13 protein-coding genes are annotated in these 15,302 nt (G+C 45.4%); 4 read left to right on the forward strand and 9 right to left on the reverse strand.

Features of this window, described 5'->3' with window-relative positions; genetic code table 11:
• Positions 1-13: 13 nt before the first annotated feature.
• Positions 14-1,816 (reverse strand): vWA domain-containing protein, encoded by a 1,803-nt coding sequence (locus G9G54_RS00315; protein ID WP_165175449.1) that lies wholly within the window; start codon positions 1,814-1,816, stop codon positions 14-16.
• A gap of 300 nt (positions 1,817-2,116) precedes the next feature.
• Between G9G54_RS00315 and G9G54_RS00320 the strand changes: the two genes are divergently transcribed.
• The 3 genes from G9G54_RS00320 (at position 2,117) to G9G54_RS00330 (ending at position 3,513) form a co-directional block, all read left to right on the forward strand.
• On the forward strand, positions 2,117-2,269 hold the full coding sequence (locus G9G54_RS00320) for a hypothetical protein (protein WP_023988385.1): 153 nt from the start codon (positions 2,117-2,119) through the stop codon (positions 2,267-2,269).
• Positions 2,262-3,179: a hypothetical protein gene (locus G9G54_RS00325; protein WP_165175451.1), complete on the forward strand. Its 918-nt coding sequence runs from the start codon at positions 2,262-2,264 to the stop codon at positions 3,177-3,179. Before G9G54_RS00320 ends, G9G54_RS00325 begins: the two co-directional genes overlap by 8 nt.
• Positions 3,180-3,351: 172 nt before the next feature.
• Positions 3,352-3,513, forward strand: coding sequence for a hypothetical protein (locus G9G54_RS00330; protein WP_238807596.1), 162 nt, complete (start codon positions 3,352-3,354; stop codon positions 3,511-3,513).
• 179 nt (positions 3,514-3,692) lie between these two features.
• Here the strand turns inward: G9G54_RS00330 and fabG are convergent, their stop codons facing one another.
• The 4 genes from fabG to G9G54_RS00350 all read right to left on the reverse strand — a co-directional run bounded on the left by fabG (position 3,693) and on the right by G9G54_RS00350 (position 9,795).
• Positions 3,693-4,448, reverse strand: a complete 756-nt coding sequence (fabG, locus tag G9G54_RS00335) for a 3-oxoacyl-ACP reductase FabG (RefSeq protein ID WP_165175452.1) — start codon at positions 4,446-4,448, stop codon at positions 3,693-3,695.
• A gap of 336 nt (positions 4,449-4,784) precedes the next feature.
• Positions 4,785-7,541, reverse strand: a complete 2,757-nt coding sequence (locus tag G9G54_RS00340; protein WP_165175454.1) for a PHB depolymerase family esterase — start codon at positions 7,539-7,541, stop codon at positions 4,785-4,787.
• Positions 7,542-7,739: 198 nt separating this feature from the next.
• The gene (locus G9G54_RS00345) at positions 7,740-8,870 is read right to left on the reverse strand and encodes a bifunctional cystathionine gamma-lyase/homocysteine desulfhydrase (RefSeq protein ID WP_165175456.1); all 1,131 of its coding nucleotides are present in this window, start codon (positions 8,868-8,870) and stop codon (positions 7,740-7,742) included.
• Position 8,871: 1 nt separating this feature from the next.
• The gene (locus G9G54_RS00350) at positions 8,872-9,795 is read right to left on the reverse strand and encodes a PLP-dependent cysteine synthase family protein (RefSeq protein WP_023988377.1); all 924 of its coding nucleotides are present in this window, start codon (positions 9,793-9,795) and stop codon (positions 8,872-8,874) included.
• A 255-nt stretch (positions 9,796-10,050) separates the two neighbouring features.
• Here G9G54_RS00350 and G9G54_RS00355 point away from each other — a divergent pair, with 255 nt between their 5' ends.
• Positions 10,051-10,413: a hypothetical protein gene (locus G9G54_RS00355; RefSeq protein ID WP_165175458.1), complete on the forward strand. Its 363-nt coding sequence runs from the start codon at positions 10,051-10,053 to the stop codon at positions 10,411-10,413.
• A 119-nt stretch (positions 10,414-10,532) separates the two neighbouring features.
• Here G9G54_RS00355 and G9G54_RS00360 read toward each other — a convergent pair whose 3' ends face one another.
• The 4 genes from G9G54_RS00360 to G9G54_RS00375 all read right to left on the reverse strand — a co-directional run bounded on the left by G9G54_RS00360 (position 10,533) and on the right by G9G54_RS00375 (position 15,295).
• Entirely contained in the window at positions 10,533-10,832 is a 300-nt protein-coding gene (locus tag G9G54_RS00360; RefSeq protein ID WP_061831931.1) for a DUF6509 family protein, read from the reverse strand.
• Positions 10,826-12,793 carry an ATP-dependent DNA helicase gene (locus G9G54_RS00365; RefSeq protein ID WP_069291803.1) on the reverse strand — a complete coding sequence of 656 codons (1,968 nt, stop codon included), beginning with the start codon at positions 12,791-12,793 and terminating at the stop codon, positions 10,826-10,828. Before G9G54_RS00365 ends, G9G54_RS00360 begins: the two co-directional genes overlap by 7 nt.
• Before the next feature lie 473 nt (positions 12,794-13,266).
• Positions 13,267-13,761, reverse strand: a complete 495-nt coding sequence (locus G9G54_RS00370) for an RDD family protein (RefSeq protein ID WP_061831929.1) — start codon at positions 13,759-13,761, stop codon at positions 13,267-13,269.
• A 397-nt stretch (positions 13,762-14,158) separates the two neighbouring features.
• Positions 14,159-15,295 (reverse strand): glycoside hydrolase family 88 protein, encoded by a 1,137-nt coding sequence (locus tag G9G54_RS00375; protein WP_165175460.1) that lies wholly within the window; start codon positions 15,293-15,295, stop codon positions 14,159-14,161.
• Positions 15,296-15,302: the final 7 nt, after the last annotated feature.

The raw sequence follows: 15,302 nt of genomic DNA on the forward strand, positions 1-15,302 counted from the left end.
CCTAAGGGTTCGTTTAGCTGTTTACTGAAATAAACTCCAGTAAAATGGTTTTGTCCACACTGGCTAACGGAATCGTCAGACGATCACCGTTTTTGAGTTCAAGACCGTTGCCTGTGTCAACAGCCCGTCCGGATTTTTCAATCGTAATCTCGGGGGTACTGCGCACAATGATACGATCCTGATTGGCTGGTGTGAACACGACCTTGTCGGTTCCAGCAAATTCCGGTGCCAGTTGCAGCAACTGGTGCAGATTAAATTTGCCTCGGAAGGTGTTCAGCTTCTTGTATTGCGGATACGTTTTTTCGCCGGTGTTCTCATCCCGGATTTCCAGTACGATTTGACCGACAAAGCCACGGTTGGCCTTTTTGACAGCCTTCCAGATGAAATACGCGGCAACCAGCAGAACGAGCAGTCCCAGCCCTAAAAGAATGAGTGGCATTAGCTTGGACTTTTCAGCAGGTGTTGTTGGCTGCGTCGTGCCCGTATTCGTACCGCTCGTCGCCCCTGCTTTAGCACTGATGGTTACAGGCTGTGTTTCACGGTAAAAGCTCTTCTCCTCTGCTCTAACGGTTAGTTCGTAGTCATGCTCATCTGGAATCGTATAGGAACCGGTAAAAGAATCCCCTGCATTGGTTAACGGCACCTCATTCGTTGTACCGGAATCCAGATCCTTGACCTTCAGAACAGCATTCATATTCGCATACAATTCCTGATCCTGGAGCTGCTGGCTATTGCTCGTCAGGTAGGAACGAATTTGAACTGCATCGCCTTTTTTGTATGATTTGGCTGACGGTGCGTCCATTTTCAGCTCCAAATCATAGTTAAACACCAGATTAATATCAATCTGATCCTGCTGGACTCCCTTGACTTGGAGCTTCCAGTCACCAGCCACAGGCTTAAGCAGTTTAATCAGCGAGTAGCTTTTGGACTTGGACAGCAGCACATCACTCGAAGGAATCGGCTTGGTGTTACCCGACGGGTCTATCAGTCTCGCATCCACCGGTTTCGAGGACATGATCGAAATGTTAGCCTCCAGCACACTATCGTTCGGTACGGTTACCGTTACGTCCTGATAGTCGCCGTTTGCCGTAATGGACTGCAAAGGCACCACTTTCAACTTCAAATTGCTGGCGAAAATTTCACTCAAAATGTTCGGCAGGTCATCCGCTGAGCTTGTAATAAAGGACTTGCCACCCGTTTGCTGCGCTATGTCGGCGAGCTTGTTTTTATTCAGCTTTCCATCTGCATTCAAACCGATGGTGTAGATTGGAACGCCGTTATTTTTAGCCTCGGCTACAGCCTGTGCCATATCCTGATCGGATTGGCTTTCGGTTCTGCCTGTCGTCTTATTAAAATCGTTGTTACCGTCGGCAAGCATGACGATCATAGGCGCATGTCCAGCTGTTTTACCATCTTGCAAAATGCGGATCGCTTCCTTGACACCCACGGAGGTGTCAGTATACGCCCCCCGGTTCAGTCCGTCAATAAACGTCTTCAGTTCCTGCTTATCCGCTTCGGATGTAATATTAAGCAAGGCTTTCTCGCGCTGTACGACATCCGTATACGCTACAATCCCGACTTTGTCATTTTGCGTCGACAGCATATCAATGAACATTTTCATGGCTTCATTGCCAATTTTCCCAGGATCACTGGTGTTCATTGAATTACTTACATCGACGACCAGCACCGCATCCACCTTAGAAGCAGAGGGTGAAGCGGCATTCGCCATCTGTGGCTGCCATGCCAAAATCGAGGTCATGATCATTGTACATATGATTCCGATGACCAAAAACCATTTTCTGTCTCTACTAAACATCGCTTGTACCCCTTTGCCGGTTAATTCTCATTCTAAATTACAGTTGTACTCCCCTACTATTAAATTATAATGAGTTTTACATGAGCGCCAGCTGAAAATACTGCCCGAATGGTCTGAACCCAACCAAAAAGCCTGTTATACCGCAAGATTTTACCAATATCCTGCAGTAATGATATAATTATACCCCAACAAGGGCAATCGGGCACCAGCCTTCTCCTTTATACGACAAAAATGACAGTAGCGAAACCCGCCCATGTAAAATATTGAAGTAAAAATCCAAGCAGAAAGAGGAAGTACACTATGATCTCATACGGATGTCTGGCGATTATGTTTCTTTTTGTCGCCATCAAATCACTAATTTACTATATACATAAAAAACGGGCCCCGTCGATTACACAAATCGACACCGAGCTTCTGGCACTGCTGAACCGGAGAAGTGAACGCAATGAATAGTTCCAAACAAGCTGTACAATTTCGCCCATTTACCCGCACAGAGCACGCCTTCCAAAAGCTAAGAGTCTGCAAGCGTTGTGGACAATTCACTGCCCTTTGGGAAGAGAAATGCACATCATGTGGTCGGGATACACTAGTTCCTGTAGAGCAATATGCCAGACTCAGAGCCAAACGTTATTTTCGTAAAGACCTTGCTGTCAGTGTCATATTGCTGGCCGCTACTGTCTTTTTCGGCCACTCACCGCAACAAATGCTTTTGTGCGGTATCGTCGGTGCGCTTCTTCTGCTGCCCTTAGTACTTCTACAGCAGGGTATTTATCCTTATGAACAGCGTAGGCAGCTTATACGTCTGTTCAGAGGTCGTATAGAGCAGATCCAGGAAGGACTAAACGTTAATCATAAAAACGCGGTTGCCCTGCGGCAACTCAGTGAGCGTGTCTCCTATGAAATGCTGCGTGAGATGGCTGTACTCATTCACAATGATCGGATAAGGCTCCAGCAGGTCGCCCTGCTGCAATCTTTCGTTCTCCGCAAAGACATGGAATTAACGCTCGATCCCCTCCTGATCAAGAGCTTCGAGCCGCTTATGGTCAGATATATCGGAGAGATTGCCAGACTCAATCGTGAGCTGATCAAGGACCGGACATTCCGATACGTAGTCTTTTATGAGCGCCGAATTCTGGAATTGGCAGGGGGCGAAGATATTCTCGTCCGCGTAGCCAGTGCAGCTGTCCGTAAAAAGCGCTACGTAGTCACCCATGCCGCTTTCATTTCCAGATATGTACGCAAACTGCCAAAGGAACGAGTCCAGCGTTTATATCATATCATTCAAGAGAATCCGTTAGAACCCTTTGGAGATTTGGCCGATGAAGTAAAGATCATGTACCTGATGGAGCAATATAAAAGCTAAGCTGCCACAATACCCTTCTTTATATGACGTCATCTCGATCACAAATCACTGCAATGAACCAGCAAAAATCCGTCAGGATCGCCTGGGTGGTATCGTCCCCTTCAAGTAGACACTCTTAAAAAACCTTGTGTGTTACCATGAGGGTATGAGTGAACCTGGAGGGGATTTTCGTATGGCTAACCAACTCAAAGTTTGGGTGAAGAAGGTTCGAAATGCTGAACCGCTCGATTGGCGCAAGGGTTCATCCAGCCTGATGAAGGGGCGTACACGTACCTCCTTTTCCAGTATCAAAGAAGAACGAGATTACTTGATAGCTCAGGGGTGGACTACTTAAAAAGCGATATTCAAATCTGGTGACGGAGCGAAGCTCAGCGGTTTCAGGATAAACTCAAAAAGCGCGCCCGATCGAGTATCGGCACGCGCTTGCAGCTTAGCTTTTTTCATTCGTCTACTTGACAGGGGTATGACTACTCAAGGATTCATTTTATCCCTCTTGGTACAAACTTGTTTTTATTAAGATTCAGGCAAGCTCTGTCCTCCGTCGATAATAATTGTTTGTCCCGTGATGAAGCCAGCCTCCTTAGAGGCAAGAAATGCAGCTGCATGTCCCATTTCTTCAACGGTTCCAAACCGTTTCAATGGAATAGCTGGAAGCATGGTTTCAATGTATTCTGGGAAGGTTTGTATCATTTCAGTCATTGTATTACCGGGCATGATCGCATTGATTGTAATACCAAACGGAGCTAACTCAAGCGCTGCACTGCGAATAAAACCGAGTTGGGCAGCCTTACTGGCACCGTAATGCGACCATCCTACAAATCCTGTCGCCGGCCCCGTAATCGAAGATGTTAACACCACTCTTCCATATTCAGCTTTTTTTAAGAATGGCAGACAAGCCTGTAAAGAAAATAAAGCTCCACGCACATTAGTATTCATCACGCTATCCCATTCTTCAGCAACCATTTCTTCAATTGTAGTCATAGGGGCAATACCTGAGTTAGCACACAACACATCAATGCCGCTAAAGGCCACCGATACTGAATGTGCCATCATTTCCATAGAAGATCGATCTGTGACATCACCTCTAAAGCCTTGCGCGTATCCACCGGATGCTCTGATTTCGGCAGCGCATATCTCGGCCTCATCTAGGTTACGAGAAATAATGGCTACTTTAGCTCCCTTTTCAGCAAAGACTTTGGCGATTCCTTTACCAATCCCCTTACTCGAACCAGTTACAATAACCGACTTGTTTTCAAATGAACTTTCCATTATGTTTTCCCTCCTTCGGAGAGAGAGCATTTGCTCTCTAAATAGATCAAAAAAATTATCTTATAATAATATTAATAGATTGCATGACTAGATTAATCTTTTCCTGTGCACTTAATGTGCCTTTCCCTGGACAGAAGAAGGATTCAAAACATTTGGATAATATTCACATTTTTAGCATTGTCAATAAAGTGGACGCACAAGTCTACTTCCATATCTCGACATGGTTGAGCTCTGTTGAAGGAGTTTTGATTTGTCTCACATTAAGGGGGCAGTCCCCCTCCCCAACTCCGGACGTTTTTTTATTTTAGGATTATCGTGTCTAATTAGCTGTCTTCTTTATTGGCCTTGCAGTTTCTGCTGCGCATGTCGAATGGAAGTAAAGTTAAAAGCACGCACTCCCTTGCTATCATACACAATAATCTCTTTATTCAAATATGGGTGTAAACCATTAAAATATCCAGGCATAATTAGTCTGCGCATAAATAGGTTTTTACCCAGCATACGGGGTGAATTGGTCGCTACGACAAGCATTTGCTGGGTTGCAGACCATGGGCTAGGTTGAATATATGACAGACAATACTCGCCTGCCGTAAAGTCGTCGCCCAATGTATATCCTTGCTCCGTACATGTAATTTGCAGATCGGCTTGGTGCTTCTGAAGCAGCTCATGTCTGGACAAGCCCGAAGTGATACAAATCACGTTGCTATCAGCCAGTGCTTCCTCCGTAATATCATTAGAAGACACCACGGGATAATGAACACCGATATACGGATTCCAAGTTGCTGTTCGTGGGCTAGCCAAGGCGTTCGCCGTCCGTCTCACCGCCTGCTCTTCCTCCGGTGTAGCATAGCTGGATGGAAGGACAATGTGAAGACGATCCATATAAACGTCAAGCACACCCATACCATGGCTCAAAACGTTTCTTCCCACGCTTTTCGAATCCACCGTTTTCATTTTGGCATCCGATTCTTTTGTAAAGCATCCACTGCTTTCTTCCTCCCGTTCGGCAATCAAACGGTATTCAGGTGAGGGACGTTTATGTGAGTGTGTTTTAACAAAGCGAAAGCGGCTGTATTCCCGCAAATCCAACACGAAAATACGGGCTCCAATACGAACCTGGGCCAGCTCCAAGGGCATGACCTCTTGAGAAAGATGAATGATAAATTCTTCGGCGTGAACTGCCTCGATATCCAACTCACCTGTGGTACTCATTTCACCGTACAATTCGGCATATTCCTCATTTTCATCCATTTTTGCCAGTTCCAGCCAGTAAGCCCGGTTATGTCTCCCCCGTTCCGTCCGATAGGCAATACGCTGAGGTACGACATCTCTTTTCCATTGCATAAGCCAGCTCAGCACGCCGTCCAGAAGTCTCAGCTCATGCGTATCCCAGTGATTAGAATGGCGTTCTACGACACCTTTAAAATGATCAGATAGAAGCTCTGTTACAGGGGCTGTGTATGCTTGTGCAAATAAGTAATCCTGATCTCCGCATACATTCAATATTGGCATATTCAACAGATTTATCAGATGCTTAGGATGTGGCGCTCCAGAGATAACCGCAATAGCCGCAAACCGAGAAGGATAAGCCTGTGCCATCGCCCAGGCCGCATATGCTCCGTTCGAATAACCCGTCAGATAGATCCGCTCTTCGTCCACTCGGTATGCTTGCAGTATGACATCCAGCGCCTCCAAAAAAGCAGCTTCTCCAATATAACTACCCAACGTTACACCACGGCATGAAAAAGTAACAAATATAGCTTCCTCTTCCCAGCCTTGCCCAAAACCTCGATTCTGAAAATCCGGCAAACCCAGCTCATATCGCTTGCCTGGCATCAGGACGATCAGAGGATACTGTCCGTCAGTCGAGTAGCTTCTAGGAAGCTGAATGGTATAACGTTGCAAACTATTGTCCAAACGGGAGACAAAAAATCCTTCCCCAATTCCGTCATTAGACAAAAAAATGTGTTCTTTTTGAAGTAAGGATGGGGGCTGTGACTGTCCGGTATGTCCATTTGTGAAGATCTCTTTTAATAGCTTGATATATTCACGCACAATCCGGTAATCCCAGATTTCAAAAGGATCTTCCGGCAAATCCGTTAACCTTTTTAATTCTTCAAGCAGGCCCTCTATTTGTATTTTCTGCGTAGAAGGAAGAATATCTATAGCGCGGGCTTGAATGTACCGGTCATACTCTTCCTGCAAGCCCTCCACGACGACTGACAAAGGCCGCACAAGTGCCGAATACACAAAATGATGCTCCACAGCCTCATGATCCCGATATGTAACGGTGAAGTGCAGCATTCCCGTATTCCTGGCCTTTTCCTCATCCCAGTCATAGCTTTGCTCCTGCTCCCAATGTGCTGGAAAGCGATCCAGCTTTATGCCTTCATCATTCGTTACCTCGACCCATAACGTTTGATCTAAGGGAAGATCTATCCGATCCTTACGCAGTAAATAAAATAAGATCGGGCTGTCTTCACCCTCCCTGCCAGCACTTTTCTCAACCTCTAGCCATGCCATATGAAAACGTATATTACGGTCTACAAATTCACGATGCAGTTCTGCCACATCTGGTTCGTTGCATACCTGATTTCCACTGATACGAATAGAGCGGGCCTCCTCAGGAATAAACGCAGCAATGATAACTACCGTGTGATCGCCTTCCTCCAGATACAAGCGAAAAGGACCGGATTCCGCATATACCAGTGTGCCATCTATCCAAATTTGTCCCGTTCCTTCAAAGGGTCTGAAAATCACTTCCTGTGCAACCATACAACGAAGATTTGAAACCAGCAAAAGCCTTTCTTGTTCGGCCAAAGGCGGAAAAACACCTAGATTCAGTTCCGCAGTCCGAGGGTCTAGCTCGGTCAGTAATCGGCACGCTGCCTTTCCTCCGGCTGAAAGCTCTATTCCTTCTTCACCACAAGCCTTTTCCAAATTCCAATCCTCATGAGCAAAATAATTGGACCATTCCCTGCCCACACCGCAATTTTCCGGGAGCATGACCGGACCGACTGCATAAGCAGACCTCAGACGTACCGGATGATCCGACAGCACAGTTGTTGCTTTTTCCAGATGTGTGAACCTCATAACATTCCCCCTCCAGGTTTTTGTTTCCTCAGAGACGTAGTCGCGGTTATATCCCGTTTAACATTCAATTGAACTATATAAAACTATTCGTTATTACATCTACGTACTCCTCTGTTCTTCTCAAAAAAGTAGCTGTGATAAAAAAACAAAAAAAAGAGGCAGCCTCAGCTACCTCTCTTGATCATTACGATTATTTTCTTACAATGCTGCCTGTAAGTCTTCGATCAAATCTTCCAGATCTTCGATCCCAACCGAAATCCGCACCAAACCTTCGGTAATGCCTAACTCTGCACGACGTTCTACCGGAATAGAGGCGTGCGTCATACGTGCCGGAACACTAATCAGACTTTCAACCGCTCCCAAGCTTTCAGCTAGTGTAAAATATTTTACCTTTTTCAGAAGTGCAACCGCGTTAGCGTCACTACCTACATCAAAGGAAATGATGCCGCCAAAGCCTTCAGCCTGGGTTTTGGACAGTTCATGTTGTGCATGGCTTTCCAATCCAGGGTAGTACACTTTGCTAACCTTCGGATGTTTTTCCAAAAAGGCTGCAATTTCCTTCGCATTTTGCTCAATCGCTTCCATACGCAGACCCAATGTTTTAATACCGCGGATCAATAACCAAGAATCCTGCGGGCCGAGAATAGCACCAATGGCGTTTTGCAGAAAATGCAGTTGTTCTCCCAGCTCGTCGCTGTTCACAACAGCCAGACCGGCTACAACATCGCTGTGGCCGCCCAAATACTTGGTAGCAGAGTGAATGACGATATCAGCCCCAAGTGTAATTGGCGTCTGCCAATAAGGGGTAGCAAATGTGTTGTCGACGATCAGTAAAAGATCATGTTTTTTTACAAGCTCCGAAACAGCACGGATATCAGTAACCTTCAAAAGCGGATTCGTTGGCGTTTCGATATACAATGCCTTCGTATTCGGACGAATTGCTTTGGAGATGGCTTCCAGGTCAGTCGTATCCACAAATGTGGATTCAATTCCGATACGGCTGAGCACTTTGCTTACAATACGGTAGGTGCCTCCGTATACATCATCGGTCAGCAAAATATGATCCCCTGCGTTAAACAGTGAAAATACCGCATGAATGGCTGCCATACCCGAACCGAAAGCAAAACCACGCTTTCCTTCTTCCAGATCCTTGATCAGCTCCTCCAGAGCAAACCGGGTCGGATTGCCTGTACGCGAATATTCGTATCCCTTATGGACGCCAATTTCCTCTTGCTCATAAGTGCTTACCTGATAAATAGGAACGTTAACCGCGCCTGTATGGGGATCGGTAGGAAGCCCGCCGTGAATCAGTTTTGTTTTGCGTTTCATTTTATATCCCGCCTTCATATATTTTTTTGCTCAGATAACGTTCGCTGCTATCCGGGAAAATGGTAACAATATGTGCGCCATCCGGTGCATTTTCTGCTTCCAGTAAAGCGGCATGTAAAGCAGACCCTGAAGAACTACCAACAAGAAGGCCTTCACGTGCAGCCAGTTCCTTGACACGGTCAAAAGCATCGACATCGCTAATGGTGTGAATGGCATTGAAATATCCTTTATCCACAAATTCAGGGATTAATTCCATGCCAATTCCTTCCGTTTTATGTGGGCCTGACTCGCCGCCATTCAAAATGGACCCTTCTGGCTCCACGATGACCGTTTTAAGGGCTGCATTTTGTTCCTTAAGATAACGCGAGGTTCCCATAAATGTTCCCCCCGAGCCTGCACCTGCCACAAATACGTCCACTTTGCCGTCCAGATCGTTCCATATTTCAGGTCCCATTGTCGTATAGTATGCCTCGGGATTATCCGGATTACTGAATTGCCGTGGCAAGTATGCATCTTTTATTTCAGCAGCTAATTCTTTTGTTTTTTCGATAGCTCCTTTCATCCCCTCACTTGTCGGGGTATGAACGATGCGTGCTCCCAATGCCTTCATTAGGTCCTGCTTCTCTTGGCTGAACTTCTCAGGCACAGCAAAAATAACCGAGATATTATAATGAAGAGCTGCCATCGCAAGACCAATACCTGCGTTGCCTGCTGTTGCTTCAATTAATGTCCCCCCTGGCTTCAGCTGACCTGTTTTTAATGCTTTTTCAATTAGAGCCTTCCCCACCCGATCCTTAACGCTGCCGCCGGGATTCATAAACTCCAGCTTCGCAAACAGGCGAATTCCTCTCGGTAGAGAATAGCTGTTCAGCTCCACTAATGGCGTGCGTCCGATGAGTTCAAGGGTATTTTGATATACATTCATAATTTCAAGCTCCTTTTAATGGCGAATCCAAAATAAACCAATGGTCAAAAATTAACGCCTATTGTCGGAAAAGTTCGCTATCATCTCCGAGAAAACACAGTAATACGGTAAGTATTGATGCAATAAGATTTTATGTGTATTTGAAGCTTTTGTCAAATGGACCAGTCACAATACCCACACCCCCTGCCTACTTGCTCGATATGATAGAGAAGATGTCACAAAATGTCCTTGTGCAACATAAGGAGGAGTTCATATATGGGAAAGCAATTTCTGAAGATAGCTGCCGTATATTTTGCCCTTAGTGTGCTGCTTAGTGTAATTATTGGCGTGTCGGGTGATCACAGCCTATCCAATGTTCAGTCTCATACCCATTTGTTGGGTTGGATGGCACTTGGAATAATAGGTCTGATCTATGTGACCTTTCCTGCACTTTCAGTTACTATTCTGGCACATATCCATTTTTGGATGCACAATATCGGTCTGCCCGTGTTGATATTGGCGAATATAGGTGAAAATTACAAGGTTCCAGAGGCTGGAGTTTGGATCGTCATAGGATGGGTGTTACTCGCCGGGGGGACTATGCTGTTTATGGTGAATGTGTGGGATAGACTGCGCTAAAGCAAATAAGTTCTCTTCAATGGCCATAAAAATAAGGAGCCTGATCATGTCAGGACTCCTTGATATCTTCATTATATGTTAGCTATATACCAGCTTTGCTAGCTAAGTGTTCTATACTATTACTTCACTGTTTCATCCTGTACATGTTCTTTACAGAAGGTTTCAACAGCTTGCAACTCATCATCTTCAAGTTCAAGATCAATGTAACGATTCGTTACTTTTTCAATTAATTCATACTTTAGCAGTCCCGTCTTTTCTTCGTCTACTAAATAAAGACAACGGATATACAGTCCGTTTTCAGTGTATAGCTCGTCGTCCTCCTCTACCTCTACATCAATGATAAATTCATAACGCTGTCCAGTCAAAATACCAAAAGCATCTTTAATCTGATCTACTGTGTACGTTGTAAAGTTCAACATGTTTTTATTCCCCCCGGGTTTCCTTCAATTACGGTGCATTCTACGCCCGCAGGCAGTAGTTGTTCAACTTGTGTACGTACTTCTTGACGACTCAAATCCTGGCCCATGATGGATATCCAGCCCCGATCATTACGCGAGCGAATTAAACGCCCTATGCCTTGTCTGAGTCTAAGTGCCATGTGAGGCATATCTATCTGAATAAACGGATCTGCTGCATCCTTGCGCAGAGCCGTAAAAACCGGATCATTCGGAGGAAATGGCAGTGACCAGATAATGACGTGCGACAGAGAAGGTCCAGGAATATCCAATCCTTCCCATAATGTAACAGCGCACAACACACTTTCCTCATCATTCTGAAAAGCTGAGATCAGATGGCTGATTTCAGCCGAACCTTCGTACAGAAAACGATAGGCAGACGCCTCCGGGTAGGCAACGAGACCCGTCTGGAATGCAGCCAGTTCTTCCTGTGAAGGAAACAGGATAAGCGCTCTTCCCTGTGATTTCTCCAGCAGTGCCAGTGCTCTCGGGATTGGATCATCCCCCGCTTGCAACGGGTACAGTGCAGCTTGCATCTGATCGCTGTAGTCATAAGGTGAAGCAACAGAAAACGTTAGCGGATTTTCAATACCGAGACTCTGCGCCATATAGTCAAAAGAGCTCTCTACGGAAAGTGTAGCTGAAGAGAATACGATCGGTATATGCTGCGCAAATACTCGTTCTTTGAGAATCTCTTTTACCATCTTCGGCATAACCACAAGCGTTAATCCATCCTGATCCTCCATCACCCACGAAATGAGAAGTTCAGGACGTTTAAACAAAGCCAACGCGGTTTGAATCATTTCCAAATGTTCTTCCACAATTTTGACTTGATACTCATCCAAAGAGAATAGCCCGCTTTCAAATACAAGCTCTTCTTCGATCGTGCCGATCAGTTCACCAAAGCGGTTTACCTCTCTAATCAGTGACTCATTCAGAATGAACTCCTTGCGATTAGAACCCTGTACAGGCTGACTGTTCTTATCAAGCGCAGCGAACAAAGCCTCACTTTGGGAGATCGCATCTTCGATCGTCATTGCCAAAGATTCCCGTACTTCTCCCTCCAGCAATCGGGTAATTATAGATTCAAACTGAGCGTGCTTAAGCTTGTAGGTAAGCGCATTTTGTGCCGCTGTCTCCAGCAAATGCCCTTCGTCAAAGACAACAGAGCTGTGCTCCGGCAGCAACGGCAGCTGACCCTCGCGCTTTCTCGCTTCGTAGGTCCATACATGCTCCATATAAAAGTCATGAGAGCAGATGACCAGATCTGCCGCTTTACGGTAATGATCACGAGACAACGTCTGACCGCAACGATGCCGCTGATGGCAAACGAGACAGTCTTGAAATACATCCCATCCGAGTCTGCTCCACTGTCCATCTGTTAGCTCGGGATATTCCTTTCGGTTCCCGTAAGGAGTAAAGGATTGTAACGTATCTGGAAAATGAACAAAATCCGGCAGTTCCAGATAAATATCACGGAAAACATCTGCGTCCTCATCCAGTCCGCCTCGTACCTCATCCAGCTTATTCAGACAAATATACTGATCCGGCGACTTCCCCAATCTGGCATCAATCGTCAGATTCAAATGCTGTGCCAGCTTGGCAATATCCCCTTCCGGCTTTACCAATTGTTCAATTAACGATTCGTCCGCACAGGCGATAATCGCCGGTTTTCTCATGTATCGAGCATATGCAATAGCGTACAGCAGGTATACGAGCGTTTTACCAGTGCCCACACCCGCTTCTGCAAAAATGGTCTTTTTTTCCTTATAGGCACGTTCTAGCTGGAATGCCATATAAATTTGTTCATCCCGAACCTCAAAGCCGACTTCAGGCAAAACTTCATAAAATACATCCGCAATCCAGTCACTTGCCTGCTCAATAAACGGCTTGGACGGATCAAAGGCAAAAGGGTAAGTAGTCAATCGGGCTGTGCCTCCAATTCGTTCATAATGTGCATCCTTTCATTATAACGCAAAACAAGCTAAAAAGAACATGAAAACTGTAAGAACAGCTTACATTTTTTATTTCGCTATAAGAATCCCTTTAAAATAAAGGGACATACTTTTGTCTGAGTGAGACGCTACGTGTAGCATTTGATCCTACGATCGCTGTTGCCCCAGGATTCTCAGATTTTCATAAACCTTTAAAAGGTAAGAATCCCATGGCAAAGGCGAACGCTACGCTTCTCCATATTCAAATCCTCCACTACGCTGCGCACCACCGTAGTATCGTTATTTTATAAATGAAAAATGTCTCGCTTTCCTGACAAAAAAAGTAAAACACCATAACAAAATGAAAAAACAAATAACCACCTAATGTATTGCAAGCATTAGCTGGTTTCTTGTTAATTGAAGAATATGCATTAAACAGAAGCTTTGGTGATCTCCTCTAATACTTAAAGAAAAGACGATTGCTGCCCATATCGCTGCAATTCTTTTTTATGTACAACAAAGGTGTTGGTACAAAGATCGTGGAGTCCCTGTTTTTTAGCAGTAAAAGCAACCACAATATAAATAATATGAGCAATTACAAAAGAAATAGCCTTTATCCAATAACGCCCTGAGGCGTGTAAAAATCCAAGGCGTTTTCCTTCCTTGTCCACGACAACCAAAGAGAACGCAAGCTTACCCGGTGTAGCCTGAACTTTCGATGACTCCCATAAACCACAATACAGCCATGGTAGCACGAGCCAAAGAATCAGCGGCCACAACATAAGCAGTACTTGTATGAAACCCGTCTCCTTTATGCCCAGAAGATCTGGGATAATGTAAATTGCGCCCCCTACTAAAAGGACTATGGCAGTAAGGATGATCAGATCAATCAAAAACGCTGCTGTTCTTATCCAAAATCCTCCGTATATTCTTTTTGTACTATCACTTGTTGCTGTCATGATATGTATGACTCCTTTTGCAAATGAGATTTAAAATCCAGTTTATCCCTTTATCCAAGAAGATATCATACGGTTACCCACCTATATTGTCAATTTACGAGCAAATGCTCTTAAACAAGTAAAAGGACCTATTTCCATGCATCAAAATGAAAATTTTCATAGGAATTAAGAGCTTATATACAATGATTTTTCTCTGATTGGGTACAAAACAAGCGCAGCTATGATCTTTAACTACCCATAAGTAGTACTTTGGCATCGAAATAAATCCAGCCTTTTCATGCATAAAAAACAGCGTATATGTAAATGAAATTACACACACGCTGTCTCACAATTCATTCTGCAAATCTGACAAATTATAGGACGATTAAAAATGAGTTCGTTCTTGCACGCTTATACACTATATTTTTTTGCATTCAACACTAAACAAACCTTCTTCTCCGCGCAGCTTTGCCAATGCCTCGACAAAGAAATAATCGCCATAGATAATGGGAACGTTGATGTATTTTTGCTCAGGATAATGTACAGTCCCGTTCATCAGCAATCCCTCATGCTCCTCGCCCCACGCTGTACACGTATGATGCAAGCCCTCGAGGATAGATGCTGCAGCTTCTGTAAAATGCTCTGCACGCGTCGAATATTTTGCCAGCTCCAGCAAACCACTGGCCGCAATTGCCGCCGCCGATGAATCCCATGCCCCGCGGTGCTCTTCTTCTGCTCTAAAATCCCACACAGGCAGGCAAGCATCGCCCAGCTGGGACAGGAAAAAGTCAGCCGTATTCTCGGCCACCTTCAAATAACGCGAATCGCGCGTGTACCCATACGAAAGCGTAAAACCATACAGAGCCCAAGCCGTGCCACGTGCCCAGGCAGAACCGGGAGCAAATCCCTGTCCGCCATGCTCGGCGACCTTTTTTCCAATCTCTGGATCGAATTCGATCACATGTGCGATAGAACCGTCCGAACGGACAAATTCACGTGCTACGGTATCTGCATGCTGCACAGCAAGAGCGGCAAAACGCGGATCTCCGCTTTCCTCCGAAGCCCAATAAAGCAAGGGTAGATTCATCATACTATCTATAATCGCAACGCCCCGTGTATCCATGTCCTTCGAGGGGAAGTTCCACGCACGAATAAAACGGCCATTCACGTTAAAACGGGCAGCCAGCAGATTGGCAGCCAATAACCCACGTCTTCTGGACTCAGAATCTCCGTTCAATCGGTGGGCGGCCACGCCGCTGAGCAGCCAAATAAAGCCAAGATCATGGTCTACAGCTTCGCTATTATAGAGTATTTTTTCCAAACGACCCTCGCACCGCTGTGCAATCCCGGCAGCCACACTGTCAGGACGCGCCCGATTGGCTAGCCATAGCAGTCCCGGATAAAAGCCTGCTGTCCACCACGCTTCTTCACGATTATCATAACGTCCACCCTCTGCAACATGTGGAAGAGCGTCACCCAGTCTTGCCGCCAAGGCAAGCGTTTTATCCAAAGCCAGCTCCCACGATTGCTCCAGCCACGCTTCTGTTTTCGTCATTTCTTTT

This window comes from Paenibacillus sp. EKM212P, assembly GCF_011066115.1.
Taxonomy (GTDB): Bacteria; Bacillota; Bacilli; order Paenibacillales; family Paenibacillaceae; genus Paenibacillus; species Paenibacillus polymyxa_B.